Origin of the sequence: Halosimplex litoreum (assembly GCF_016065055.1) — an archaeon.
In the GTDB taxonomy this organism is placed as follows: Archaea; Halobacteriota; Halobacteria; order Halobacteriales; family Haloarculaceae; genus Halosimplex; species Halosimplex litoreum.
In genome coordinates this window covers 2,687,965-2,710,626 of the sequence record NZ_CP065856.1, presented here as the reverse complement: position 1 = coordinate 2,710,626, position 22,662 = coordinate 2,687,965, and the positions used below count along the sequence as shown (strand labels likewise).

At 68.5% G+C, this 22,662-nt stretch carries 25 protein-coding genes and 1 tRNA gene; 7 read left to right on the top strand and 19 right to left on the bottom strand.

Annotation, left to right across the window (positions count from 1 at the left end):
- Positions 1-2: 2 nt before the first annotated feature.
- From I7X12_RS13390 to I7X12_RS13380, 3 genes are all read right to left on the bottom strand, one after another.
- Positions 3-422 carry a type II toxin-antitoxin system VapC family toxin gene (locus tag I7X12_RS13390; RefSeq protein ID WP_198060566.1) on the bottom strand — a complete coding sequence of 140 codons (420 nt, stop codon included), beginning with the start codon at positions 420-422 and terminating at the stop codon, positions 3-5.
- Positions 422-688, bottom strand: coding sequence for an AbrB/MazE/SpoVT family DNA-binding domain-containing protein (locus I7X12_RS13385; protein ID WP_198060565.1), 267 nt, complete (start codon positions 686-688; stop codon positions 422-424). Before I7X12_RS13385 ends, I7X12_RS13390 begins: the two co-directional genes overlap by 1 nt.
- Positions 689-934: 246 nt before the next feature.
- Positions 935-1,795, bottom strand: coding sequence for a sulfurtransferase (locus I7X12_RS13380; protein WP_198060564.1), 861 nt, complete (start codon positions 1,793-1,795; stop codon positions 935-937).
- Positions 1,796-2,095: 300 nt separating this feature from the next.
- Between I7X12_RS13380 and I7X12_RS13375 the strand changes: the two genes are divergently transcribed.
- The gene (locus tag I7X12_RS13375; RefSeq protein ID WP_198060563.1) at positions 2,096-2,947 is read left to right on the top strand and encodes a sulfurtransferase; all 852 of its coding nucleotides are present in this window, start codon (positions 2,096-2,098) and stop codon (positions 2,945-2,947) included.
- A 33-nt stretch (positions 2,948-2,980) separates the two neighbouring features.
- Here I7X12_RS13375 and I7X12_RS13370 read toward each other — a convergent pair whose 3' ends face one another.
- On the bottom strand, positions 2,981-4,177 hold the full coding sequence (locus tag I7X12_RS13370; RefSeq protein ID WP_198060562.1) for an AI-2E family transporter: 1,197 nt from the start codon (positions 4,175-4,177) through the stop codon (positions 2,981-2,983).
- 103 nt (positions 4,178-4,280) lie between these two features.
- A complete protein-coding gene (locus I7X12_RS13365) occupies positions 4,281-4,961 on the bottom strand; it encodes a class I SAM-dependent methyltransferase (protein WP_198060561.1) in 681 nt (226 codons plus the stop codon).
- 109 nt (positions 4,962-5,070) lie between these two features.
- On the opposite strand from I7X12_RS13365, the gene I7X12_RS13360 reads away from it, so the two are divergent.
- The 3 genes from I7X12_RS13360 (at position 5,071) to I7X12_RS13350 (ending at position 6,628) form a co-directional block, all read left to right on the top strand.
- Entirely contained in the window at positions 5,071-5,508 is a 438-nt protein-coding gene (locus I7X12_RS13360) for a hypothetical protein (protein ID WP_198060560.1), read from the top strand.
- Positions 5,509-5,561: 53 nt separating this feature from the next.
- The gene (locus I7X12_RS13355; RefSeq protein ID WP_198060559.1) at positions 5,562-5,990 is read left to right on the top strand and encodes a DUF2391 family protein; all 429 of its coding nucleotides are present in this window, start codon (positions 5,562-5,564) and stop codon (positions 5,988-5,990) included.
- A 62-nt stretch (positions 5,991-6,052) separates the two neighbouring features.
- The gene (locus tag I7X12_RS13350; protein WP_232342844.1) at positions 6,053-6,628 is read left to right on the top strand and encodes a rhomboid family intramembrane serine protease; all 576 of its coding nucleotides are present in this window, start codon (positions 6,053-6,055) and stop codon (positions 6,626-6,628) included.
- Between the two features lie 101 nt (positions 6,629-6,729).
- Here the strand turns inward: I7X12_RS13350 and I7X12_RS13345 are convergent, their stop codons facing one another.
- The 5 genes from I7X12_RS13345 to I7X12_RS13325 are packed head-to-tail and all read right to left on the bottom strand — an operon-like array spanning position 6,730 to position 11,632.
- Complete coding sequence (locus I7X12_RS13345; protein WP_198060557.1) at positions 6,730-6,933, bottom strand: hypothetical protein; 204 nt, start codon at positions 6,931-6,933, stop codon at positions 6,730-6,732.
- 1 nt (position 6,934) lies between these two features.
- Positions 6,935-8,137: an ABC transporter ATP-binding protein gene (locus tag I7X12_RS13340; RefSeq protein WP_198060556.1), complete on the bottom strand. Its 1,203-nt coding sequence runs from the start codon at positions 8,135-8,137 to the stop codon at positions 6,935-6,937.
- 3 nt (positions 8,138-8,140) lie between these two features.
- A complete protein-coding gene (locus I7X12_RS13335; RefSeq protein WP_198060555.1) occupies positions 8,141-9,088 on the bottom strand; it encodes a carbohydrate ABC transporter permease in 948 nt (315 codons plus the stop codon).
- Positions 9,088-10,065: a carbohydrate ABC transporter permease gene (locus I7X12_RS13330; RefSeq protein ID WP_198060554.1), complete on the bottom strand. Its 978-nt coding sequence runs from the start codon at positions 10,063-10,065 to the stop codon at positions 9,088-9,090. The genes I7X12_RS13335 and I7X12_RS13330 overlap by 1 nt, the downstream gene beginning before the upstream one ends.
- Before the next feature lies 1 nt (position 10,066).
- A complete protein-coding gene (locus I7X12_RS13325) occupies positions 10,067-11,632 on the bottom strand; it encodes an extracellular solute-binding protein (RefSeq protein ID WP_198060553.1) in 1,566 nt (521 codons plus the stop codon).
- 469 nt (positions 11,633-12,101) lie between these two features.
- On the opposite strand from I7X12_RS13325, the gene I7X12_RS13320 reads away from it, so the two are divergent.
- Both I7X12_RS13320 and I7X12_RS13315 read left to right on the top strand, forming a co-directional pair.
- Entirely contained in the window at positions 12,102-12,755 is a 654-nt protein-coding gene (locus tag I7X12_RS13320) for a hypothetical protein (protein WP_198060552.1), read from the top strand.
- Positions 12,756-12,775: 20 nt separating this feature from the next.
- Positions 12,776-13,228, top strand: coding sequence for a universal stress protein (locus tag I7X12_RS13315; protein WP_198060551.1), 453 nt, complete (start codon positions 12,776-12,778; stop codon positions 13,226-13,228).
- Between the two features lie 18 nt (positions 13,229-13,246).
- On the opposite strand, the gene I7X12_RS13310 is transcribed toward I7X12_RS13315, so the two are convergent.
- The 8 genes from I7X12_RS13310 to I7X12_RS13275 all read right to left on the bottom strand — a co-directional run bounded on the left by I7X12_RS13310 (position 13,247) and on the right by I7X12_RS13275 (position 21,607).
- On the bottom strand, positions 13,247-15,694 hold the full coding sequence (locus I7X12_RS13310) for a heavy metal translocating P-type ATPase (protein ID WP_198060550.1): 2,448 nt from the start codon (positions 15,692-15,694) through the stop codon (positions 13,247-13,249).
- Between the two features lie 122 nt (positions 15,695-15,816).
- Positions 15,817-16,896: a metal ABC transporter permease gene (locus tag I7X12_RS13305; RefSeq protein WP_232342842.1), complete on the bottom strand. Its 1,080-nt coding sequence runs from the start codon at positions 16,894-16,896 to the stop codon at positions 15,817-15,819.
- Entirely contained in the window at positions 16,893-17,717 is an 825-nt protein-coding gene (locus tag I7X12_RS13300) for a metal ABC transporter ATP-binding protein (protein WP_198060549.1), read from the bottom strand. The genes I7X12_RS13305 and I7X12_RS13300 overlap by 4 nt, the downstream gene beginning before the upstream one ends.
- Complete coding sequence (locus tag I7X12_RS13295; RefSeq protein WP_198060548.1) at positions 17,714-18,793, bottom strand: metal ABC transporter substrate-binding protein; 1,080 nt, start codon at positions 18,791-18,793, stop codon at positions 17,714-17,716. Before I7X12_RS13295 ends, I7X12_RS13300 begins: the two co-directional genes overlap by 4 nt.
- 343 nt (positions 18,794-19,136) lie before the next feature.
- Entirely contained in the window at positions 19,137-19,382 is a 246-nt protein-coding gene (locus I7X12_RS13290; RefSeq protein WP_198060547.1) for a type II toxin-antitoxin system HicA family toxin, read from the bottom strand.
- A gap of 6 nt (positions 19,383-19,388) precedes the next feature.
- A complete protein-coding gene (locus tag I7X12_RS13285) occupies positions 19,389-19,667 on the bottom strand; it encodes a type II toxin-antitoxin system HicB family antitoxin (RefSeq protein ID WP_198060546.1) in 279 nt (92 codons plus the stop codon).
- Positions 19,668-19,718: 51 nt separating this feature from the next.
- The gene (locus I7X12_RS13280; RefSeq protein WP_198060545.1) at positions 19,719-20,414 is read right to left on the bottom strand and encodes a GNAT family N-acetyltransferase; all 696 of its coding nucleotides are present in this window, start codon (positions 20,412-20,414) and stop codon (positions 19,719-19,721) included.
- Positions 20,415-20,479: 65 nt separating this feature from the next.
- Positions 20,480-21,607, bottom strand: coding sequence for an ORC1-type DNA replication protein (locus I7X12_RS13275; RefSeq protein ID WP_198060544.1), 1,128 nt, complete (start codon positions 21,605-21,607; stop codon positions 20,480-20,482).
- 226 nt (positions 21,608-21,833) lie between these two features.
- Here I7X12_RS13275 and I7X12_RS13270 point away from each other — a divergent pair, with 226 nt between their 5' ends.
- Positions 21,834-22,316 (top strand): 8-oxo-dGTP diphosphatase, encoded by a 483-nt coding sequence (locus I7X12_RS13270; RefSeq protein ID WP_198060543.1) that lies wholly within the window; start codon positions 21,834-21,836, stop codon positions 22,314-22,316.
- A 182-nt stretch (positions 22,317-22,498) separates the two neighbouring features.
- On the opposite strand, the gene I7X12_RS13265 is transcribed toward I7X12_RS13270, so the two are convergent.
- A tRNA-Asp gene (locus I7X12_RS13265) sits at positions 22,499-22,571 on the bottom strand.
- Between the last annotated feature and the right edge of the window lie 91 nt (positions 22,572-22,662).

Genomic DNA, 22,662 nt, shown 5'->3' with positions numbered 1-22,662 from the left:
CGCTATTCGCTCACGGGATCCGTGACCGTCAGCCAGTCGAGGCAGTCGTCCATCCGTTTGAGCGCGTCGTCGTGCGTCCAGAGCCGCCCGACGCCGTGTCGCTCCATCGCGGCCAACACCGTCGCGTCCCGGCCGCCGATCCCGGACTGGTCGTACTCGGCGAGCAGCTTCGCCGCCCGCTTCACGTCGGCGGGTCGTAGCTCCGCGACGGTCGAATCCTCGATCGATAGCACGCGTTCGACGTGGCGCTCGCTGTCGGCCAGTTGGTTCGTCAGGTAGTGGACGACCTCCATCTGGAGGACCGTCGTCGTGAACAGCGGCCGAGAGCGGAGTACCTCGGCCACGTCGTCGCGGACCGTCTCGTGTTCGTCGAGGTCGGCGTCGAGGAAGTAGATCCAGACGTTCGCGTCGAGGCAGTACATCAGTTCGGGAGGTCGCTCGTCCAGTCGGCTTTCAGGTCGTCGGGATCGATCCGGTCGGCGTCGTCGGCCCGAGTCTCCTCGCTGACACACCCCTCCAGTCGCTCGACCAGTTGCTCCCGCGAGATGCGATTGCGGATGACGATCCGGTCGTCCGCTAACTCCACGGCGACCTCTTCCCCGGGGTCGATCTGCAACGCCTCCCTGATCGACTTCGGGATCGTGACCCGTCCCTTCTCGTCGACGCGTCGGTCCTCGCTCGTCCCCATATCTCCCACTACGGTGGGAACGCAATTAAACGTTCGTTCGAAACCGGACACACGGAGAGTTCAGCGGCTATCGGCCGTGGCGCCGAAAAAATGCGAATCGCGTGAGCGACCTCAGTTGCCCTTCTCCGCGGCTCGCAGTCGCTCGCCGCTCCGATTTTCGGGCTCTGTCGCTCCGCTCAGTCGCCCGAGAGCCGTTCGGCGGGTCACTCCGCTCCCCGCCTCACCACGAGGCCTCGTGCGCTTCGCTTACTCGGCCTCGCCTTTCTCGATGGGGGCGCCGACGAGGTTGCCCCACTCCGTCCAGGAGCCGTCGTAGTTGATGGCGTCGTCGTAGCCGACGAGCTCGTGCAGGGCGAACCAGGCGACCGACGAGCGCTCGCCGATGCGGCAGTAGGCGACGACCGTCGAGTCACCCTCAATGCCTTCCTCGGCGTACAGCTCCTCGATCTCCTCGGCGGTCTTGAAGGTGCCGTCGTCGTTGGTGACGGCGGCCCAGGAGACGTTGCTGGCGCCGGGGATGTGGCCGCCGCGCTGGGCGGTCTCCTGGAGTCCCGGGGGCGCCAGGACCTCGCCGGAGAACTCCTCGGGCGAGCGAACGTCGACGAGCGGCAGGCCGCGCTCGACGGCGTTCTCGACGTCCTCTCGGTAGGCGCGGATGGACTCGCGCGGACCGGCGGCCTCGTACTCGACTTCCGAGAACTCCGGCTCCTCGTCGGTCAGCGGGTAGTCGTTCTCGACCCAGTAGTCGCGGCCGCCGTCGAGCAGGCGCACGTCGTCGTGGCCGTAGTACTTGAACTGCCAGTAGGTGTAGGCCGCGAACCAGTTGGCGTTGTCACCGTAGAGGACGACCGTGGTGTCCTCGCTGATGCCGTGGGAACCGAGCAGCGCCTCGAAGTCCTCCTTCTCGAGGATGTCGCGCTCGACCTGGTCCTGCAGATCTGTCTCCCAGTTCCAGCCGACCGCGCCCGGCGCGTGGCTCTCGTCGTACAGCTCCGTGTCTACGTCGACCTCGACGAGCCGATAGTCGTCGTCGTCGCTCTCGAAGTGCTCGAGATGCTCTTCGACCCAGTCCGCCGAGACGAGTACGTCTTTCGCGTAGTCGCTCATGTTCATCGAACCATTGGTCTACCGACTATATACCTCTAGGAGCTTCGGCATGTCCCGCCCCTTGACGACTATAGCGGAGATTGTTGCCGAAACGTTCCGTGTCTATGGTTCTCACGGCCTCTCCCCTCTGCTCTCGCCACTGCGGTCGGACCGGGGGACGGGTCGGGTCGACGGTCGCAGTGGTGTTCGACCACTCGATTTATATCCCGCTCGATGCCCGCACGCGCCGGTCAAAATTGCCTCTACCTCCGACCGGGGCGGAAGGACATCTTCAAGCGTGCGCTCGCCCGAACCCGGGACATGAGCGAGATCGTCGTCCCGGCCGAGTGGGTGGCCGACCGCCTCGACGAGGTCCGGATCGTCGACGTCCGCGACGCCTGGGAGTTCGACGGTATCGGCCACGTCCCCGGCGCCGTCAACGTCCCGTTCGACTCGTTTCGTGCCGACGACCACGCCGCGGAAGACGGCGCTACGACCGATCCCGACGGGCGGGACGCCGACGACACCGAAGCGTCGGGGGACGGGCAGGGGATGCTCCCCGGCGCCGACGCCTTCGCCGACCTCATGTCCGAGGCGGGGATAACCGCCGACGACCGGATCGTCGCCTACGACGACACTCACGGCGTCTTCGCTGCGCGCTTCCTCGTGACCGCCGAGCTGTACGGCCACCACCCCGGGCGGTTACACCTGCTCGACGGCGACTTCTCCGCGTGGCGGCTCGACCACGAGACGACGAGCGAGGGCACCGACTTCGAACGTTCGACCTACGAGGTCGACCCGCCGGCGGAGACGCCGCTGGTCGGGATCGACGCGGTCGCGGCGGCCACCGACGACCCCGACACCGTCGTCGTCGACACTCGCGAGGCCTGGGAGTTCGAGGAGGGCCACATCCCCGGCGCGGTCCGGCTGGACTGGCGCGAACTCGTCGACGACGAGACCCGCGGGCTCAAGCCCCGCGACGAGATCGAGTCGACCCTCGACGACCGTGGGATCGACCCCGACAAACGGGTCCTGCTCTACTGCAACACCGCCCGGCGGATCAGCCACACCTACACCGTCCTCCGGCACCTGGGGTACCCCGACCTCGCCTTCTACGAGGGGAGTCTCACCGAGTGGAAGGCGGCCGGGCGCGACCTGGAGACCGGGGCGTAACTCGCCGTTCGGGCCGTACCCGTCGCCGGGTCGTCAGTCGTCGGTCGGGTCGCCGGCGGAGTCGCCCGGGGACTCCTCGGCGAGGTCGCCGTCCGTCGCGTCCGGTACCTGGTCCGCCAGGTCTCCGGTCGAGTCCGCCGCGCCGTCGGACAGGTAGTCGCTGAGGCGCCCGTTCCGACCGCGGGGTCGGTCGTCGTCGCCGTCGGCGTCGGGGACGACGGCGGCCTCGTCGAAGGTCTGCTGGACGCTCGCACGTTCGTCGGTGACCAGTTCGACCACTTCGACGAGCAGCGCGACGACCAGCGGGCCCGCGATGACGCCGACGACGCCCAGACTCAGCGTGCCGCCGGTGAACCCGACGAAGTAGAGGCTCGCGGGCATCCCGGTCGTCAGCGAAGCGAGCCGCGGGCGGATCAGCGCGTCCGGCAGGAAGCCGATCAGGACCAGCCCCGTGCTCGCGACGAGGAGGGCGGCGGTGACCTCGCCGGCCAGCGCCTGGCCGACCGCCACGGCCGCGATGAGGATGCTCGGCCCGAGGACGGGGATGAACTGCAAGAGTCCGGAAAAGACCGACAGCGTGAACGCGCTGGGGTAGCCCAGTACCGAGAAGACGACGTACGCCACCGCGAACGTCCCCAGCGCCGTCGCGGCCTGCAGGACGTACAGCGCGTACAGCGTGTCGCGCACGCAGCGGTGCAGCGCGAACACCACGTCGTGGTACTCCCCGGGGACCAGCCGGAGCGCCGCTCGGTGGACGCTCCCGGGCCGCAACAGCAGTCCGTACACGAGAAAGACGAACAGGAAGCCCTTCAGCGCGAGGACGGGCGCCGCCCCGGCGATATCGAATCCGACGTCGACGACGGCGGCCCGTGCCCGCACGATCAGCGCGCTCACGTCGATCACGAACGACATCCCGAAGATCGTCACCGGCTGTTCGGCCGGGATCGACCGCAGGAACGAAAGCAGGAGCGCCTGGCGGCCGTACAGCGCGTAGACCACCGGCCCGACGATGAGCGCGACGAACAGGAACCCGACCGTCGTGGCCGTCGCGGCGGCGACCCGGCGGTGGACGCCCCGGTGGACGAGGCCCCGACGGACGGGATAGAGCACGTACGCCACCGTGATGGCGAAAAAGACGATCCCGATCACCCGCGAGAGGATCAGCAGCGTCAGGACCGTCATGCCGACGAACAGGCCCCCGAGGACCTGTTGTCGCCGCGTCAGCGCCATACTCCCCTCTGAACGCGAAGCCTACAAAACGTTTGGCACGAGCGGCGGCGACGGCGGCGTTCGCGACCCCCTCGCCGACCGCATCGACGGTCGGCGCGCGGTTCTACGGCACCACGCCGACGGTCAGTAGCGTGCCGTGCTCGCGGTAGCGCTCGACCATCGCCTCGCGGGTTTCGAAGTCCTCGGTCGGGAACTCCCCCGCCGGCGGAATCGTCGTCTCCGTGTCGGGGATCCGGTCCTGGCCGGCGACGTGAAAGCCCGCGTCGCGGAAGTGTTCGCGGTACTCGGCCTCGCTCCAGCGGATCATCGGCACCTCGACCAGTTCGTCCCACTCGTGCGTGTGGACGCTCTCTTCCCAGTAGTTCACCGCACAGTAGAACGTCCCGCCCGGCCGGATGACTCGCCGGAGTTCGTCCAGCACGGCGTCGGGGTCGCGGGCGTAGAAGAACGCCTCCATCGACCAGCAGTGGTCGACGCTGTCGTCGGCGAACGGCAGGTGTTCGAAGTCGCCGTTCAGGAAGCCCGACCGGCGGTCGTCGGTGTACTCGCGGGCGTTGCGGGCCATCTGCGGCGCGGCGTCGACGCCGTAGGACCGGGCCGCGTCCTTCGTCTCCCGGAGCGCGCGGCCGGCGTAGCCGCTCCCCGAGCCCAGGTCGAGGACGGTGTCGCCCGCCTCGACGGGCATCCGCGCGAGGGCGTGTTTGGCGGTGTGCCAGTGGCGCTCCTCCATGCCCTCGTCGCGGCCGTCGCGTGCCCACTCGTCGAACTCCTCGCTGACGCTCATGGTCGAGGGGTGGAGCGCGCCGAGGAAAACGGTTCTGTGTCGGTACCGTCCGCTCGATCGGGACAGTCAACCGACAAGACCTATATCGGACGACGGGCTACCGCCGGGCGTGCAACTCCCGGCCTTCCCGGACCTCCTGTTCGAGAATCCGTATCTCGCCGTCGCATTCGGCCTGACGGTGGCGATCCTGGTCGGGAACCTGGTCTCGATGGCCTACTGGGCGCGCCTGGAGGCGACGCGACGCGAGGTGTCGACGCTCCGCGTGTTCGTCTATCTCCTCACGTTCTACGGCCTGCTCCACTACCTCTACGCGCGCCTCGTGCGCGACCCGCCCGACGAGCGGTCGTTCCCGGCGACGCGGCGCGAGCGACTGGTCGCGACGTACACGGCGGCGGCCACGGTCGGCGTTCTGGCTTCGTTCGTGCTCGCGCCGCCCGACCCGTTCACGCAAGTCGCCTACATCCCGCCGCTGTTCGCGGTCGGGGCCATCGGGACGTACCTCTGGCTCTCGTGGCGCCGTCCGGGTCGTCCGAAGGTCGAGGCCTGACCCGATCCGCCGCGTCCGCCAGCGTTTTGCCCGGCCCCGGAATAGAGCGTGGCATGGCTCGGGCCCCTAAGTACAAGCTCGCCGACACCGCACAGCAGGTGGTCGGGGGGTTCCTGCTCGCGGGCCCGTTCGTCGTCACCGAGGAGGTGTGGACGCTCGCGGAGCAGATGACCTGGTTCCACGCCGCCGTGACCGTCGCCATCGTCTTCGCCATCGGCTACGGCGCCCTCTACGAGGCCGACGACGACCGCGACCCCGACCGCGAGGCCGAGGTGGCCGGGATCCCGCTGCGCTTTCTCTCGCTCATGCTGGTTTCGTTCGGCTCCGTCGCCGTCCTCGCGCTGACGCTGACCGCGCCGACGACGTTCCTCACCGACCCCGGCATCACGACCGCCGAGCGCACCGCCGTCACCGCCCGCGCCGTCAGCGTCGGCGCCATCTTCAGCGTCGTCGGCGCCGCCACCGCCGACTCCGTCTTCTGACCCACACCACCGCATCCCCCGGCGGCCGATCCTTCTTGTACTCGGTGGCCCTACTCACGGTCGTGTCCCGGAGTCCGACCCTGACGCTGGTCGTCGCCTTCGTCGTCGTCTTCGCCCTCCAGCGCGTCGTGGCACTGCTACAGATCCCCTTCGCGTTCGCGCTCGCACCGCCGGTCGGCGCTCGCCCGTGGACGCTGGTGACGAGCGTCTACGCCCACCTCTCGGTCGGCCACCTCGTCGCCAACGTCGCCGTCCTCCTGTTGGTCGGGCTGTATCTCGAACGACAGACATCGCGGCTGCGCTTTCACGCCTTCTTCCTCGTCACCGGGGCGCTGTCTGGCCTCGCCGAGATCTGGGTCAGCGACCTGGTCGGTCCCGGCGTCGCCGTGCTGGGCGCCAGCGGCGGCATCGCCGGGCTGGTCGGCTACGTGCTGGCGGGCAACCGCATGAGCGACACCCTGCTGGACAGGACGCCGCTGTCCCCGCGAGCGCAACTCGGCGTGTTCGTCGTCGTCGCCGGCGCCGTCACCGTCGTCACCGCCGGCCCCGGCGTCGCCTTGGTCGCCCACTTCACTGGACTACTGATCGGGCTGGCCGCGGGGCGGCTGCACCTGTTGCGGCCGTCCGGATCGGTGTGACTGGCCGACTCGCCTCTGCGACCGGGCAGCAAGCCGTTCGAACGATGTCGAAACGGCGGCGTGGTCCCGGCTAGCCGGTCGGGTCGGCGACGACTCGGGCGTCAGTACAGCTGTTTCTCCTGCTCCTCGCGCTCGCTCTCGCGTTCCTGCTCGGCCTGCTTCTCCCGCCGACGGGCGACCCACCCTCGCACACCCGGAACGTACGTCCGGCGCACGTCGCGAGCGAACGCCCAGATGCCGTAGACCCAGAAGAAAAAGAGGAGCGTGCCAATGCCGAAGTAGAGCAGGGCGGCGCTCGAGACCACGCTAGCTCCCTCCAGCGGGGCCGGCGGGTTCGCCGCCCATCGCCTCCGAGCGGAGGATGTCGTGGCAGACGGCGTCGCCGGTCTCCGTGTCGAAGACGTGGATCTTCCGGCGGTCGAGGACGACCTCGATGTCCTCGTCGCCGGCGAGGTCGCTGTCCGGTTCGACGCTCATCAGCAGTTCGTCGCTCCCCCGTGCGGAGGCGGTATCGGTGGTGGCGGCCTGGGCGCCGCTGGCGTCCTCGCCGCGGAGGACGAGGTAGACGAAGATCTCGTCGCCCATCGGTTCGAGCACGTCCGTCCGGGCGCGAATGGGCCGCGTCGGGTTGGCGAGTTCGCCCGCGTTCTCGACGGGGTAGACGTCCTCGGGGCGGACGCCGACGGTCACGTCGTCGCCGGCGGCGAGTTCGGGTACCTGCCCGGGCTCGAAGTCCAGGTCGAAACCCGGCGTCGTGATCGCCCCGGCCCCGACGGTCCCCTCGACGAAGTTCATCGAGGGCGACCCGATGAAGCCGGCGACGAACAGGTTGGCCGGTTCGTCGTAGCAGACCAGCGGCGGCGCGATCTGCTGGAGGTGGCCCTCGTTCATCACGGCGATGCGGTCGGACATCGTCATCGCCTCGGCCTGGTCGTGGGTGACGTAGACGATGGTCGTGTCCAGTTCCTTGTGCAGCCGCTGGAGCTCCGTGCGCATGTGGACCCGTAGCTTCGCGTCGAGGTTGGCCAGCGGCTCGTCCATCAGGAAGACGGCGGGCTCGCGGACGATGGCGCGGCCGATGGCGACGCGCTGGCGCTGGCCGCCCGACAGCTCGTCGGGCATCCGGTCGACGAGGCTCTCGATCTGGAGGATCTCGGCGGCGCGCTCGACGCGACGGTCGATCTCGTCGCCGTCGAAATCGCGCAAGCGGAGCCCGAAGCTCATGTTGTCGTGGACGTCCATGTGGGGGAACAGCGCGATATTTTGAAAGACCATCGCGATGTCCCGGTCTTTCGGCGGACGGGTGGTCACGTCTTCGCCGGCGATGGTGATCGTCCCCTCGCTGGGGATGGTGAGGCCGGCCATGGTCTCCAGCGTGGTCGACTTGCCACACCCCGACGGACCGACGAGCGTGACGAACTCGCCGTCCCTGATGTCGAGGTTCATGTCGTCGACCGCGGTGACGTCCGCGTAGCGTTTCGTGACGTGTTCCAGTTTGACTTCTCCCATGAGTTACTCCTTGAGTGCTCCGGCAGTCAGCCCGCTGACGATGCGCTCCTGGGCGATCACGACGAGGATCACCACGGGGAGGACGCCGACGATGCTCGCGGCCGCCATCAGGTTGTAGAAGGCCTGGTACTGGCCCTGGTAGTTGACGACCCCCCAGACGATGGGTGCCCAATTCTGGGCCTGGCCGTCGGTCATCAGGAAGGAGATGAAGAACTCGTTGTAGACGCCGATGAAGGTGAGGACACCGGCGGTCGCGACGCCGGGCGCCGACAGCGGGATGATCACTCTGAACAGCGCGCCGATCCGCGTCGCGCCCTCGACGCGGGCGGCGTCCTCCAGCCCGTCGGGGATCTGGCTGTAGAACGTGGTGAGGATGAAGATGGAGAGTGGAAGAAACAGGGCGCTGAAGGGGGTGACCATCGCGCCGGGGGTGTTGAACCAGTTCGGGCTCGATATCGTCCCGACGGCGGGCAGCGTGAGGATCTCGACGTTGCCGGTGAAAAACTGGAACAGCGGGAGGATGAACGCGGCCGGCGGGAAGTAGGAGATAGCGAGTAGGACGAGCAACAGGGCGGTCTTCCCGCGGAACTGCAGGCGGCCGAACGCGTAGCCGGCGAAGCTGGCGACCAGCAGGACGATGAGCGTCGTCGTCAGCGCGATGACGATGCTGTTGAACATGTAGACGTGAAAGGGCAGCCGCTGGAACATCTCGACGAACGAGGCGGGGTTGAACCCGTTGGGCAGCAGGCCGATGTCGGTCATCCGGTCGCCCGGGGTGAGCGCCAGTACGAGCAGCCAGTAGAAGGGAAACAGCGTCGTCACGAGGAAGAAGCCGGTGACGACGTAGAAGAGGAACTGGTAGGCGTCGCCGGGGTTGCGGATGGCCGCCCGGGCGCGGCGGGCGATGGGGCCGTCGTCGCTCCGTTGGTCGTCGGCGGTTTCGGTGGCCATCAGGCACCTACCTCCAGGTCGGCGAACTTGACGATGTACACCAGCGCGACCAGCGCGACGATGCCGGCAGTGATGAACGCGACGGCAGCGGAGGTGGCGTACCGGCCCGACCGGAACGTCGAGACGACCAGACAGGTCAGCGACGGCAGGGTCGAACAGCCGCCGGTCGTCTCGATGATGCCGTAGACGCGCATCGACTGGATGGTGCGAAAGAGCAGTGCTACGAGCAGCGCCGGCAGGACGAGCGGGAAGGTGATGTAGCGGAACTGCTGTATCTTCGAGGCGCCGGCGACTTTCGCCACGTCGTAGAGGCTGCGGTCGACGCTCTGGAGGCCCGCGAGGATGAGCAGCGCCATGAACGCCGAGGTCTTCCACACGTCGGCGACGATGACGATGATCAGCGTGTCCGTGGTGTTGATCAGCGGGTTCGCCGAGAACACGCCCAGACTCTGCATCACGTCCGTCCCGACGCCGATCCCGGGCTGGAAGAACAGCCAGAAGATCAACCCCTGGATGGCGATGGGCACGGCCCACGGGATGAGGATGGCGACGCGGACCCACCGGCGCCCGCGGAAGCTCTGGTCCAAGACGAGCGCCTGGCCGAAGCCGATGATCGTCTCCAGGGTGACCGCGATGGCGACGTAAATGAGCGTCACCGTCAGCGCGCTCCCGAACGGCTGGGCGAAGTCGAGGAACGGGCTGCCGAGGATGGCGTTGCGCTCGCCGGTCAGCAACTCGACGTAGTTCTCGATCCCGACGAACTCCCCGACGTACTCCGCCGAAAAGAGGGCGTCGGCGCGCAGCGACATCTCGAAGGTACTGATCAACGGCCACAGGGCCATCGTCGCGACGAGCAACAGCGTCGGGACCAGCAGGACGTACGCGAACCCCTGCTCGGAGAGGCGTTCGGTCCAGTTGGCCGGCGCGACCGCCGCCGCCCGCACGCGGCCACGACCGTGTTCGTCACTGGTCGCCATGTTAGACGCTCTGTTCGATCTCTTCGAGGCTCCCCGCGAGCGCGCTCATCGCCTGTTCCGGCGCCTGCTGTTGGGCGATCACGGCGTTGACCCGGCTGGCGATCTGCGACGACTGGTCCGGCCAGACCACGGTCACCGGCCGCGGGATGGCGTTCTCGCCGGCCACCCGCAGCGTCTCCAGGTGCGGACCCCACGGGTCCACGTCGCCGACGTTCTCGGGGTCGAACAGCCGTCGGTCGCCGGTGAGATAGCCGAGTTCGCTGAACTGGAACTCCCGGAAGCTCCGTTGCATCGTCGCCTCGATCACCTGTACGGCGGCGTCGACGTTCCCCGAGTTGGGGTTGACCGTCAGGTGCCACCCGCCCAGTGCCGAGGCGGTGCCGCCGATCCCCTCGTACTCAGATTCCTCCTCGGTCACCGCGTACGGGATCGGCATCGTCCCCAGGTCGTCGGGCGACAGGCCGTCCGATTCCTCGAAGGCGGTCGCCGCCTCGAAGATACCGCTGGGCCAGTACCGCAGCGCGACGGCGTTGCCGTTGGTGAACGGCTCCAGCGACGGCCCCTCCGTCCACTCCAGGACGGCGTTGGGGGAGATCTGCTGGTAGCCGTCGAGCGCGAACTCGTCGTCGCTTCCGTGGACGAGCGTCCGGACCATCGCCAGCGCCTGGTGGACCGGCTCCTCGTTCACCGTGACCGGCCGCTCGCCGACGGGGCCGAACAGCGTGTCGCGCCCGCCGAAGTAGGCGCCGCCCCAGGTGGTCATGAACTCGTTGAACGTACAACAGGAGAGTCCGACGTAGTCGGTCCCCTGCCAGTTGAAGCCGTACTCCACGTCGGCGTTGCCGTGGGTCTCGGCGATCACCTCCGAGAAGCGCTGCCAGGTCATCGGCTCGGTCGCCCAGTTCTCCCCCTCGGGGTCGAAGCCGGCGTCGGTCACCAAGTCCGAGCGGTACTGGATCGTCGGGAACCCGACCTGCCAGGGGACGCCGTAGAGGTTGCTACCGATACCACCGTCCGCGCCGGTCGCGGTGCCGTCACCGCCGCCTCCGACCGCGGTCGCGGGAGCCCGCGCCGATTGGACCGGCGCGTCGAAGTAGTGCTCCTCGATCGTCGTGAGCGCCTCGTCCGAGAGCCGGTCGCCGAGGTTGACCAGCTGGTCGCGGACGATGAACGGGATCGTCCACCCGCTGTCCATCCGGAACACGTCCGGCGTCTCGCGGCCGGCGTTGAGCCAGCTGCGGTACTGTGCCTCGACGTCGCCGGAGATCTCCGACGTGGAGAGGAAGGTCACCTCGATGTCCTCGGAGAGCCCGGCGTCGTACAGCGCCTGTCGGGTGTCCTCGGCGCGGTCGGTGACGTTCGACGGCATCGCCATCTCGACGGTCCCGCCACCGCCACCGTCGCCGCCGGTCCCGTCTCCGGTCCCGGTACCTGCGCCCGGCCCCGCGCCGTCCTGACAGCCGGCCAGACCGACCGCGCTGGCCACGCCCACCGCCTTGACGAACCGCCGCCGCGAACTCGACGGGTCCGGTCCGCGCTCCGCTCCCGACGATGAGTCTTGAGACATATTTTCGACGATCGATGCTTTCAGACTAAGGTATACTCCGGCATCCGCTGACACGCTCGGAATAACCGCGGGTTACCGCCGGTCCCGCTGTCGAAACGGTCGCCACCGCCGTAATGATGGCGTACAGACATGCCGCGCGGAACTCCACGGCCACCGCGGGCGTCCGGACCGCGAACCGGCGAGCGGCGTCCAGCGGTCGCGACGGCCGCCGAGCGGCTGCTCGCCGTCGAAGTTCACCTCGGGCGCTGGGGCTCGGTCCCGTCGCCGCCCACGACGAGCGGATCGACGGGGCGGCTCCGGTCGCGTCGCCGACCGGAGCGTGGCGACGCTGCGGAGGCTGGACGTCGACGGGGAGACGACCGACACGTGGGGTCACCCCGTCCCGTAACTGCAACTTACTGGACGTGGAAGCGGCCGACGTCCCGAAACCGACGACACGCTCAAACGGGCGAGCGTCGAACCGAGAGCTATGCGACGACCACGGTGGAGCGACCGGTCGAACGGTGTGCGAGCCGCGCCCGCGGATTCGACGTCCGGAGCAGCCGGAACGAACGACCCCGGCGCCGACGACCCGACGCCGGCCACGCTCGCCGACGCGACGACGGCCGACGGCGAGGCAGTCCTCGCCGACCTGGTCGGGGCGGGCATCGTCGACGCGACCGGCGACGACACGCGGCTCACAGCCGACTTCGAGGGCCGTTGGCGGGCGGAGATCGAGCGACTCCGGGCGCGGTCGACCGAGGACCTGACCGTCGCGACGCTCGCGGTCGCACCGACCGCGACGGCCACCGAGTCGGTAACCGAGAGCGATCGGACGTTCGTCGTCCTCTCGGACGGGTCTGGGGAACCGGCGGGTGAGGTCTGGCTGCGCCGCCCCGTCGCGGTCGCCGAGACCGCCGCGGCGCTCGCGCTGGCCGAGGTGACCGACCTCGAGGCGGGACCGCGCGCCGTCGCCGCCCACGGCCTGTCGGTCTTCCTGGAGGACTGCCCTGTCTGCGATCGCGCCCTCGAGACGCGAAAAGCCGGCGGCTGCTGCGGCCCACCGCGTACCGATGCCGAGGGCCACCCGCTCCGGGCACTGGTCTGTCCCGACTGCCGGACGCAGTTCGTCGCCTTCGAGTAGGTTCGGCGCCACCGTCCGGTATGACTCGCTATCTCCTCGCCACCGCGTCCGTCCACACGACGGCCGCGGCCGCCGACTACCTCGCCGGCCGACTCACCGCCGACGACGAGGTGGTCGTACTGACCGTCGACGAACCCGACCTCGATAGTCGAGACGCCGGCGACGCCGCCAACGTCGCCCGGTCGCGCCTGCTGCCCGCGACCGTTCGAGTGCTGGAGCGCGAGGGGGAGCGCGCGGCGGGTGTGCCGCCGCGGAACGACGAGGTCGGCGCCGCCGACCTCGTGGCCGCCGAGATCCGCGTTCTCCTCGACGAGCGTGAGGTCGACGCGCTCCTCCTCGGACCGCGCCGGGGCGACCCGGACGCGAGCGAGGTGGGCGGGGAATCCGACGGGGGCGCGCCCGGGTCGACGGTCCGCGCGCTACTCGGTGACGTGGCCGTGCCGGTGGTCGTGGTTCCCGCGCCCGAACTGTGAACGGTTCAGGTTCGGCCGTCAGCTCTCGGCGGGTTCGGTACCGTCCGCGCGCACCCGCGAGAGGCGCATGGCGTTGCCGGTGACGGCGCTGGTCATGCCGGCGTCGCCGACGAGGACGGCGACCCAGATGGGCACCGCGTAGAACGGGACTGCGAGCGCGAGGCCGGCCTTGACCAGCAGGCTCGCGCCGATGTTCTGGCGGATGACGCCGTTGGCGTCGCCGGCGAGTTCGTAGAGGTACGGCAGCTTCGAGAGGTCGTCGCCCATCAGCGCCACGTCGGCGGTCTCCAGGGCCGTGTCGGTGCCGGCGGCGCCCATGGCGACGCCGACCGTGGCCGTCGCCATCGCCGGCGCGTCGTTGATGCCGTCGCCGACCATCGCGACCCCACCCTCGAACTCGTCGACGAGGTCCTCGACCGCGTCGACCTTCTCGTCGGGGAGGAGTTCGGCCCGGTAGTCGTCGACGCCGACGTCCTCGGCGATGGCCCGCGCGGTCCGCTCGTTGTCGCCGGTGAGCATCACGGTCCGCTCGACGCCCGCCTCGCGCAGGCGCTCGACGGTCCGTCTCGCCTCGGGCCGGACCTCGTCGGCGACGGCGATCAGTCCCTCCAGTTCCTCCTCGGTCCCGACCAGGACGACGGTCTTGCCCGCCGACTGGAGGTCGGGGACCGCGTCGGCCAGCAGGTCGAGACAGCCGTTGCGCTCGCAGATGTCCCGGCTCGTCTGTGTGACCACACCGCCGTCGGTCGCCGCGTGGACGTGCGAGAGATCGAAACCCAGGTCGGCGAACAGTCCGGGCTTGCCCGCGTAGTGGGGGATCCCGTCGAGCTCGGCGCGGACGCCCTTGCCGGTGATGCTCTCGAAGTCCGCGACCCGCCGGTCGGCCACGTCGCGCTCGTCGGCCCGGTCGACGATGGCCTCGCCGATCGGGTGTTCGCTGCGCGTCTCGAGCCCGCGGGCGCACCGCAGCACGTCCTCCTCGTCGTTGCCGTCGAGCGGGACCACGTCGGTGACGGTCAGCTCACCTTTCGTGAGCGTCCCCGTCTTGTCGAAGGCGACGGCGTCGACCGCACCCATCGCTTCGAGGTGCGAGCCGCCCTTGACGAGCACGCCGTTTTTCGCGGCGCTGGTCACGCCGGAGACGACCGAGACGGGCGTCGAGATGACGAACGCGCAGGGGCAGGCCAGCACCAGCAGCGTCAGCCCGTCGACCACGGCCTCGGGCCAGGTCGTGTTCAGGACGAACGGGCCGCCGACGGTGAGCAGGACGGCGAAGGCGACGACGACGGGCGTGTAGTAGGCGGCGAAGCGCTCGACGAACTGCTCGCGCTCGGTCTTGTTCGACTGGGCGTCCTCGATCATCGCGACGACCCGGGAGAGCGTGTCGTCGCCCGCCGCCGAGGTGACCTGGATCTCCAGGTAGCCCTGTTCGTTGATCGTCCCTGCGAACACCTCGTCGCCGGTCGTCTTGTCGACGGGGACCGACTCGCCGGTGATCGGCGCCTGGTTGACCGCGCTGTCGCCGTCGACGACCTCGCCGTCCATCGGGATCTTCTCGCCCGGCTTCACGACGACCACGTCGCCGACCGCCACCGCCTCGACCGGAACCGTCGCCGTCCCGTCGCCGCGGACGACCGTCGCCTCGTCGGGCGAGAGATCCATCAGCTCCTGCAGCGAGTCCCGCGCCCGGTCCATCGAGGCGCGTTCGAGCAGCTCGGCGAAGCTGAACAGGGTCGCCAGCGTCGCCGCCTCGAAGTACAGCGCCTCGCCGAACGCCAGGCTCGCCGCCAGCGCGCCGAAGATGGCGACCGTCATCAGGAAGTCGATGTCGAGGTTCAGAGCCTTCGCCGAGTAGTAGCCGTTGCGAACGATCGTCTTCCCGCCGACGGCGACGGCGACCAGGAAGAGCACGGAGGAGACGAACAGCGGCTCCCCGAGGACGGTCGCGACCCGCTGGTTCGCGCCCGGGAAACCGAACTTGAAGCCCAGGCCCGCCGCGAGGAAGACCGCGCTGACCGCCGTCTCGATAGCTCGGGAACTGCGCCAGACGCCCTCCGTGGCGTCGCCGTCGTCGTGGTCGTGGCCCCGGTCGCCCCCTTCGGCTCCGTCGGTCCCGTCGCGCTCGACGTCGGTCACCTCGTAGCCCGCGCCCTCGATAGCGCCGACCACGTCGGTCTCGCTCGTCGCGTCGGCGTCGTAGGTCACGCGGACCCGCCCGGTCGTCGGCTGGGTCTCGTAGGCGGTCACGCCAGCGAGCCCGTCGAGCCCGCTCTCGACTTTCCCGGCACAGGACGCACAGTCCATGTCCGGCACCGAGAGCCGCGCCTCGGTGTGCTCGTCGATCGCGGTCGCGTCCGCGTGCTCGCGGTCGTGACCCGACCCGCGGTTATCGCAGTCGTCGTCACACCCGGAACCGTCCCCGGGTGGCGGTTCGTCCCCGCCGTGGTCGCTGTCAGAAGGCTTCATTGGTCGACCGTAGTCGTCCCGAATTTATTAATATAACTGCTAACCTAGCCACCTCTATCGACTATCGTTATTAAATTAGAGTGTTTTATTTAACATACTTGCCCTCGTCGTCGCGGTTTCGCTCACTCCGATCCGGGGCCGACATCGACGCCGTCGGCGTCGATACTCCCCATGTCGGGCGCAGTCCGCTCGCCGCGGGCGGACTGTATCTTGCCGGCTGCGACGGCACAGACGTAGATCCCCACGGCGAAGAGGACGATGACGCCGCCGGCCGTGACACCGCCGTAGTAGGCGGTGGCGATGCCGAGCAACACCGCCAGTTCCGCGAGGACGACCGAGACCACGAGCGACTCGGAGAAGCTCCGGGACACCTGGGTGGCGCCCGCGACCGGCACGACGAGCATCGCCGCGACGAGGATGACGCCCATGATCTGCATCGCGCCGACGACGACCATCGCCGTCAGCATCACCATCACCCGGTTGTACCAGTTGACGGAGATGCCCGAGACCGCGGCCGCCGTCTCGTCGAAGGTGACGTAGAGGAGCTGGTTGCGCGTCACCGCCACCGTCCCGACGATGACGGCGAACAGCACCAGGAGGATGGCCGCGCTCTGGGGCGAGACCGTCGAGAGGTTGCCGAAGAGGAACTGGTTGACGCCGACGGCCAACCCGCCCGCGTTGAGGCTGATCAGCGTCGTTCCCAGCGCGAACCCCGTCGAGAGGACGATCGCCATCGAGACGTCGTTGTAGGCGTCGGTGGTCTCGGAGATGAGCTCGATGAACAGCGCTGCGATCATCGCCACGACGACCGCGGTGAGATACGGCGACACGCCCAGGTCGATGACGGCGTTGAGGAACAGCCCGACGGCCACGCCGGCGAACCCGGTGTGGGCCAACGCGTCACCGATGAGCGCGAGCTGGCGGTGGACGAGGAAGGTACCGATGAGCGGCGCCATCACGCCGACGCAGAGCCCGACGAGGAGCGCCCGGTGCATGAACCGATAGCGCGGGTTCAGCATCTCCAGGCCCGTGAGGTAGTACACCCAGTCCATCAGCCAGTACCACTGTTCCAGGACCCACAGGAGGACGCCGAAGACGAGGTCGCCGGCGGCGCCCAGCCCACCCTGTAGCGGGAGGACAACCGACGGGTCCACGGCGGCGAGGGCGGTCGCCAGTAGCGTGGCCGCTACGTCCGCGCTCATCCGTCCACCCCTGCCAGCGACCGCGCCCCGGCCCCGAACGCCCGGGCCAGCGCGTCGCTGTCGACGAACTCGTCGGTCGGGCCGTCGAAGTACACCTCGCGGTTCAGGCAGACCACGCGGTCGGCGTGCTCGACGACCGCCCCGAGGTCGTGCTCGATGAGGAGGACAGTGATGCCCTCGGCGTTCAGATCCGCGAGCAGGTCGTAGAAGGCGTCGACCGACTCGGCGTCGACGCCGACGGTCGGCTCGTCGAGGACGAGCAGGTCGGCCTCGCCCGCCAGCGCTCGCGCGATGAACGCGCGCTGGCGCTGGCCGCCCGACAGTTGCGTGACGCGCCGGTCGGCGAACGCCGTCATCCCGACCGTCTCGAGCGCGTCGTCGACGATCGCCCAGTCCGCCTCGGAGAGGCGACCGAACCCGACGTGTGCGAACCGCCCCATCTTCACCACCTCGCGGACGGTGATGGGCATCTCCTTCGCCGCGCTGGCGTGCTGGGCGACGTAGCCGACCTGCTCGCCGTCGTCGAAGCGGTCGGCATCCACACCGAACAGACGGGCGGTCCCCGCGTCGGGTTCGAGCAGCCCCAGCATCAGCTGCATCAGCGTCGACTTCCCCGAGCCGTTGGGGCCCACGACGGCGACGTACTCTCCCGGGTCGATCGCCAGCGAGACGTCCTCGACCACGGGCGTCGCCGTGTAACCGAAGGTGACGTCCGCGAGATCGATGATCGGTTCCGCCGCCGGTACCTCCGCGTCCATCGCGGTGGTCGTTCGTCCGTCGCTGGCGCTCGCGCTCCCGGAATCGGTGTCCTGTGAGCTCATAGTGGTTCGAAGTTCCGCCACTGTTCGAGCCACTCGGCCGACGGCGCAGCGTCCTCGGGCGTCTCGTTGCCGAGGACGATATCGAGCGTGGGCATGTTGATGTTGTACGCGATCTCCTCGTAGCCCCAGTTCTGTGCGACCCACTCCTCGCGGACGCCGGCGTACGGCGTCACCGGGAAGTACGCCTCGACGGCCGTCTCGCGGACGAGCTGCTGGGCCGGGCGCTGGGACTCGAAGACGCCGTTTGCGATGTATCGGATGTCGTTCTCGCGGATGACTCGCGTCGCCTCGCGGATGTCGGCCGGCTTGACGTCGCCGCTCGCCGCGAGGCTCGTCACCAGCGGTCGCATCCGCACGCCGTAGCGCACCCCGAGGTACTGGAAGGCGTTGTGCGCGGCCAGCTGGACGACGTCGCGCTCGGACCGGTCGAAGATGGCCTCGTAGTCCGAATCGATCCGGTCGAGCACGTCCGAGTTGTACGTCTCGGCGTTCTCGCGGAAGGTATCGGCGTGTTCCGGAACGACCTCGGCGAATCCCTCGGCGATGTTGTCGACCGACTGCTTGGCGCGCCGCGGGTCGAGCCAGAAGTGCGGGTCCTTCCCGCGCTGGGCGCCGACGCCCTCCTCCTCGCGGTCGAGCGAGGCGGCCAGATCCACCAGCTCGATCCCTTCCCGGACGTCGATCAGCGCCGTGTCCACGCCGTCGCCCTCGATCGTCTCGATGGCACGGTCGGCCCACGGCTGGAAGTCCTCGCCGACGTGGACGAACGCGTCCGCCTCGATGATGCGCTGGGTGATACTGGCGTTGGGCTCCCACCCGTGGCCGTGCAACCCCGTCGGGACGAGGTTCTCCACCGTCAGCGGGGTCCCCTCTGCGATCTGCCGGCCGAAGTCGAAGAAGCTGAAGAAGGAGGCCACGGCGACCGGGTCGTCCTCGTCGCCGCCGTCGCTTCCCGCTTCGACCGGCGCGCTCGGGAGCGCCGTGCAGCCGGCCACTCCCGCCAGCGCCGCCGCACCGCCGGCGCGGAGCACGTCCCGCCGCGTCACTCTCCGTTCGTCGTCTGTATTGAATGGCATAGTTTAGCACCAAATCCGAAGATTAGACTTGTCTAATTCGTAGTTGACCGATAACGTGTTTATATATTTCGGTCGGGGAAACAACTGCTGGCGGGGTGCCGTGGCGGAGACGGACACTGGCCCGGTCTCGCGGATCGCCGGACCGGCGCCTCGGTCGGTACCACTGGTCGAAAGACGTCGCTGGGGTCGGTCCGGTAGTCGCCGACCCGCTACAGCCGGTCTAACACCGCGTCGGCGTCGTAATTGAGCGTCAGCTCTCGTGAGCGCCCGCGACCCTCGACGTCGGCGTAGCTGGCGGCCGTCAACGTGCCCGGCGTGGTCGTGCTACTGGCGGCGCCGTCGCCTACGTGTGGTCGTCGATCCAGCGGCACCACGCCTCGAAATCTTCGGCACCGCACTGGTCGGCGATCGAGTGGAGCGTTCCGATTCGAACCTCCGTGTGCATCGGAACGTCGACGTTTCGAACGTCTCCGGTGTCGGCGTTCTCGTACCGGATCCGAACGTGGCTCCCGGATCGCGAAACCGGTTCGTATCCGAAGTCGGTCAGAACGGCGATGATCTCCCGTCCGGAAAACGTCGTCCGTCCCATTCGATTTCAGCGGAGAAACTCTGGGAGCGGTTCGTCGCCGTCGCGCTCGTCGGGGTCGATGTCGAGTTTCTCCTGCAGGAACTCGTCGGGACTCTCGATGTCCTCACCGCCGCCCTCGTGGAGTTCGAGTACTTCCGCGAGTTGTGCGAGCGCCTCCGCGCGACTGTTGCCGCCGCGTGCCAGCCCCGTTTCGAGATCCCGTGCGGTGACCGTCCCGTCGTCCTCGCGGATGAACTCGACACCGTCGGGACCGTCGCCGTCGGGGTCGTCGGTCGCGCTTGCCATACGCAGACGTTGCCCGGTTTCGGCGATAAACCTTCGCCCGTGAGCACCGGACTATTTCAATTCGACCAGCAGGCTCCGTGCGACCCGCTCGAACCCGAGCCCCTCTGCCAGCGCTACCGAACCCGTCCACCGTTCGACCGTGCGATACTCTACGAGGTACCCGCGGTCGAGCGCGTGGGCGGTCGCCGCAGAGACCGTCGCCTTGGCGTGCCCCTCGCCGCGGTGTGCCGGGTGCGAAGCGACCGCGAGTTTCGCCACGCCGTCGACGACGCCGTACTGGACCGCCGCGATCGGTCTGTCGACTCGGAGCACCGCGAACGTCGGTACGTCGGCGTCGACGCTGAGCCCGGAACGTTCCCACTCCCCGTCAGGACAGGCGTCGCGGAGCCAGTCGAGTCGTCGAGGCTCGATCTGCTGGACCTCGCGGTCGACGGGGTCGAAGGCGGTTTCGTCGCAGTACCCAACGAACTGGGGTCCGAGCACGTCGTCGACTGCCGCCACGGGTTCGACCAGTGTCTGCGCTCCTTCGCGGCCGATATCGAACGGAATGCGGTCGACGTTCTCCCGGAGCGCCTCGAAGAGCGCGGGCGGCGCACCGACGACCGCTCCGCCCTCCCAACAGAGAATCTCGACGCCGTTCCGGGTCCATTCCGCCACCGTCGTCGTCGAGCCGAAGATCGACTCGGGACGACAGTCGAGGATCTCCGCCCAGTGACGCCTGGCGGTTCGACGAGCGTCGGAGTGCATATCGAACCGAACGCTCGTGTGCGAAAAAGCGTTATCCGACCGTGTGAACGGGTCTCGAACGGACCTTACAGCCGCTCTAGTACCGCGTCGGCGTCGTAGTTGAGCGTCAGCTCTCGCGAGCGCCCGCGACCCTCCACGTCGGCGTAGCTGGCGGTGATGATCCCAAGCTGGTCTAACTTGTTGGTCACCTCGGAGTAGCGGGTGTAGCCCAGCCCGGTCTCGTCGTTGAACACGTCGTAGATGTCGCCGGCGCGCTTGCCGTCGTGCTCGGCGATCACTTCCAGCAGCGCGCTCTCGGCCTCGGAGAGTTCCTGCAGCCGCCGGGAGAGGTGGACGTACTTCGACTTGTCGTAGGCCTTGTTCACGTCCTGCAGCTCGATCGCCTTGCTGGCGCGCATCTCGGCGTTGAGGCCAGCGCGGCGCATCAGGTCGATGCCGACGCGCAGGTCACCGCCCTGTTCTTCGGTACACTCGGCGACGCGGTCGAGCACCGGCGCGTCCATCACGCCCTCGTGGAACCCCCGGTCGACCCGCTCTTCGAGGATGTCGACGATCTCCGTCTGGTCGTACTTCGGGAAGTACACGTCTTCCGGGCGGAAGACGCTCTGGACGCGCGTGTCCAGCGCGTCGATCACGTCCAGATCGAGGTCCGAAGAGATGCAGACGACACCGATCTTCGCGCCGCCCTGCTCCTCGTGGGCTCGCAGCAGCGAATAGAGGGTGTCGGAGGCCTCGTCCTCGTAGAAGAGGTAGTTCACGTCGTCGAGCGCCACCGCCAGCACGCGGTCGTCGGCGACCAGCTGGTCGGTGATCTGCGAGAACAGCTTCTTGAACGAGATGCCCGAAGAGGGCGGTTCGTAGTCGAACACCCCTTCGAACAGCCGCGAGAACACCGAGTACCGCGTCGAGTTGACCTGGCAGTTCACCCGCACGGTCTTCACGTCGGTCTGGGCGCGCAGTTCGCCGAACAGCTTCTGGACGGCGGTGGTCTTGCCCGTCCCCGGGGGCCCGCGCGCGACGACGTTCAGCGGTCGGGACCCCCGCACCGCGGGGCGCAGCGCGTACTTCAGCGTCTCCATCTGGGTGTCGCGGTGGAGAAACGTCTCCGGCAGGTAGTCGATCTCGAAGACGTGTTCGTCGCGGAACACCGACTCGTCCCACGACAGCATCCCCTCCTCGGGGTCCTCCGTCATTACTTTCACCACGCTCCCCGCGCCACTTAACCGTTTGCCAGTCGGAGCGAAAGTGGAACGCAACCGCCGGCAGACGGTATGTTTCTCCGACCGGTGGGACGAAAACTGGTCGGTGTCCCACGGAATCGTGGTCGGCTCGCCGGAAGTGAATCGGGCGTCGGACGGTTCGACGGCCGGTGTCGCGCGGCAGCAGATTGAAGCCGAGCCGGCGGGACTGTCCCCCGGTATGGAGCCGACCGAGGCGACGCTCTGTCATCCCGTGGTCGACGGCGAGTTGCTGTGCATCCGGAAACAGCGCGGGCTCGGCGCCGGCAAGCTCGTCGGCCCCGGCGGGAAAGTCGAGGGCGGCGAGACCGTTCGGGAGGCCGCCCGGCGGGAGGTGCGGGAGGAGTTGCGCGTCGAGCCCGTCGGCGTCGAGAAGCGCGGCGAGTTCGACTTCCACTTTCGCGACGGGACCGTCGACGACGACTCGATGCACGTCTACGTTTTCGCCGCCGAGGGGATCGAGGGCGAGCCCGAGACGACCGAGGAGGCCGTCCCGGAGTGGCACCCCACCGGCGCGGTGCCCTACGACGAGATGTGGATCGACGACCGGGTGTGGTTGCCCCACCTGATAGCGGGCGAGACGTTCCGCGGCGAGTTCGTGCTGAGCGACGACGGCGAGTCACTGGTGCGCTACGAGATGGAGATCGGCGTCGCTGTGGAGTGAATCGTCGGCCAGTGCAGCTCGGCGCTGTCGCAGTTGTGGTGCTGTGCGGTCGACACGTGCTGTCGAGCGCTGGCCTGGTGCGCAGAACCTCGGTTTCGTTCGAACCCGCCTGAAACCGGTCCGTCGCTCACGATGGCGAGCACACGCTACGCGGTGCTCGCCGAAAAGTTCGCGACAGAAAGCGCCCGAGGCGGGATTTGAACCCGCGTCACGACCGTGACAGGGTCGTATGATGGGCCACTACACCACCCGGGCACGCATTCATCGCTTTGCCGGAGGTGAATTTAAGACTTTCCAAACGAACCCTCCGTGCCACGGCAAGCCACGCCGCGACCCACCCGGTGCC